At 57.2% G+C, this 3,198-nt stretch carries 1 rRNA gene; it reads left to right on the forward strand.

Going from position 1 to position 3,198, the window contains the following annotated elements:
* The first annotated feature begins 52 nt into the window (after window positions 1-52).
* Window positions 53-3,176 (forward strand): 23S ribosomal RNA (locus tag ACIQFU_RS38575).
* The last annotated feature ends 22 nt before the right edge of the window (window positions 3,177-3,198 follow it).

Genomic DNA, 3,198 nt, shown 5'->3' on the forward strand with positions numbered 1-3,198 from the left:
GACGGGTGGTTGGTCGTTGTTTGAGAACTGCACAGTGGACGCGAGCATCTGTGGCCAAGTTTTTAAGGGCGCACGGTGGATGCCTTGGCACCAGGAACCGATGAAGGACGTGGGAGGCCACGATAGGCCCCGGGGAGTCGTCAACCAGGCTTTGATCCGGGGGTGTCCGAATGGGGAAACCCGGCAGTCGTCATGGGCTGTCACCCGCTGCTGAACACATAGGCAGTGTGGAGGGAACGCGGGGAAGTGAAACATCTCAGTACCCGCAGGAAGAGAAAACAACCGTGATTCCGGGAGTAGTGGCGAGCGAAACCGGATGAGGCTAAACCGTATACGTGTGAGACCCGGCAGGGGTTGCGTGTGCGGGGTTGTGGGATCTCACTTCTGTTGTCTGCCGGCAACAGGGCGAGTCAGAAACCGTTGATGTAGGCGAAGGACATGCGAAAGGTCCGGCGTAGAGGGTAAGACCCCCGTAGTCGAAATGTCAGCGGCTTGCTTGTGAGACACCCAAGTAGCACGGGGCCCGAGAAATCCCGTGTGAATCTGGCGGGACCACCCGCTAAGCCTAAATATTCCCTGGTGACCGATAGCGGATAGTACCGTGAGGGAATGGTGAAAAGTACCGCGGGAGCGGAGTGAAATAGTACCTGAAACCGTGTGCCTACAAGCCGTGGGAGCGTCGGACATCAAGTTTACTTGGTGTCTCGTGACTGCGTGCCTTTTGAAGAATGAGCCTGCGAGTTTGCGGTGTGTTGCGAGGTTAACCCGGGTGGGGAAGCCGTAGCGAAAGCGAGTCCGAATAGGGCGTTTGAGTAGCACGCTCAAGACCCGAAGCGGAGTGATCTAGCCATGGGCAGGTTGAAGCGGCTGTAAGAGGTCGTGGAGGACCGAACCCACCAGGGTTGAAAACCTGGGGGATGACCTGTGGTTAGGGGTGAAAGGCCAATCAAACTCCGTGATAGCTGGTTCTCCCCGAAATGCATTTAGGTGCAGCGTCGTGTGTTTCTTGCCGGAGGTAGAGCACTGGATAGGCGATGGGCCCTACCGGGTTACTGACCTTAGCCAAACTCCGAATGCCGGTAAGTGAGAGCGCGGCAGTGAGACTGTGGGGGATAAGCTCCATGGTCGAGAGGGAAACAGCCCAGAGCATCGACTAAGGCCCCTAAGCGTACGCTAAGTGGGAAAGGATGTGGAGTCGCACAGACAACCAGGAGGTTGGCTTAGAAGCAGCCACCCTTGAAAGAGTGCGTAATAGCTCACTGGTCTAGTGATTCCGCGCCGACAATGTAGCGGGGCTCAAGCGTACCGCCGAAGTCGTGTCATTGCAGCATGACGGCTAACGCCGGCTGTGATGGGTAGGGGAGCGTCGTGTGCCGGGTGAAGCAGCGCCGGAAGGCAGTTGTGGACGGTTCACGAGTGAGAATGCAGGCATGAGTAGCGATACAAACGTGAGAAACGTTTGCGCCGATTGACTAAGGGTTCCTGGGTCAAGCTGATCTGCCCAGGGTAAGTCGGGACCTAAGGCGAGGCCGACAGGCGTAGTCGATGGATAACCGGTTGATATTCCGGTACCCGCTGTGAAGCGTCAAACATCGAGCATCGTGATGCTAAGGCCGTGAAACCGCCGGGTGCGTCTTCGGACAATCTCGGAGTGGTGGAGCCGCCGGACCAAGCGGTTAGTAGGTGAGTGATGGGGTGACGCAGGAAGGTAGTCCATCCCGGGCGGTGGTTGTCCCGGGGTAAGGGTGTAGGCCGCGAGGTAGGTAAATCCGCCTTGCATACGGCTGAGACCTGATGCCGAGCCGATTGTGGTGAAGTGGATGATCCTATGCTGTCGAGAAAAGCCTCTAGCGAGTTTCATGGCGGCCCGTACCCTAAACCGACTCAGGTGGTCAGGTAGAGAATACCGAGGCGTTCGGGTGAACTATGGTTAAGGAACTCGGCAAAATGCCCCCGTAACTTCGGGAGAAGGGGGGCCACACCTGGTGACCGGATTTACTCCGTGAGCTGGGGGTGGCCGCAGAGACCAGCGAGAAGCGACTGTTTACTAAAAACACAGGTCCGTGCGAAGCCGTAAGGCGATGTATACGGACTGACGCCTGCCCGGTGCTGGAACGTTAAGGGGACCGGTTAGCTCCATTTCGGTGGGGCGAAGCTGAGAACTTAAGCGCCAGTAAACGGCGGTGGTAACTATAACCATCCTAAGGTAGCGAAATTCCTTGTCGGGTAAGTTCCGACCTGCACGAATGGCGTAACGACTTCTCGACTGTCTCAACCATAGGCCCGGTGAAATTGCACTACGAGTAAAGATGCTCGTTTCGCGCAGCAGGACGGAAAGACCCCGGGACCTTTACTACAGTTTGATATTGGTGTTCGGTTCGGCTTGTGTAGGATAGCTGGGAGACTGTGAAGCTCGCACGCCAGTGTGGGTGGAGTCGTCGTTGAAATACCAGTCTGGTCGTGCTGGATGTCTAACCTGGGTCCGTGATCCGGATCAGGGACAGTGTCTGATGGGTAGTTTAACTGGGGCGGTTGCCTCCTAAAGAGTAACGGAGGCGCCCAAAGGTTCCCTCAGCCTGGTTGGCAATCAGGTGTTGAGTGTAAGTGCACAAGGGAGCTTGACTGTGAGACCGACGGGTCGAGCAGGGACGAAAGTCGGGACTAGTGATCCGGCGGTGGCTTGTGGAAGCGCCGTCGCTCAACGGATAAAAGGTACCCCGGGGATAACAGGCTGATCTTCCCCAAGAGTCCATATCGACGGGATGGTTTGGCACCTCGATGTCGGCTCGTCGCATCCTGGGGCTGGAGTCGGTCCCAAGGGTTGGGCTGTTCGCCCATTAAAGCGGTACGCGAGCTGGGTTTAGAACGTCGTGAGACAGTTCGGTCCCTATCCGCTGTGCGCGTAGGAGTCTTGAGAAGGGCTGTCCCTAGTACGAGAGGACCGGGACGGACGAACCTCTGGTGTGCCAGTTGTTCTGCCAAGGGCATGGCTGGTTGGCTACGTTCGGGAGGGATAACCGCTGAAAGCATCTAAGCGGGAAGCCTGCTTCGAGATGAGGACTCCCACCCACTTGATGGGGTAAGGCTCCCAGTAGACGACTGGGTTGATAGGCCGGATCTGGAAGCACCGTGAGGTGTGGAGGTGACCGGTACTAATAGGCCGAGGGCTTGTCCTCAGTTGCTCGCGTCCACTGTGTT

Source organism: Streptomyces sp. NPDC093065 (assembly GCF_044754585.1).
In the GTDB taxonomy this organism is placed as follows: domain Bacteria; phylum Actinomycetota; class Actinomycetes; order Streptomycetales; family Streptomycetaceae; genus Streptomyces.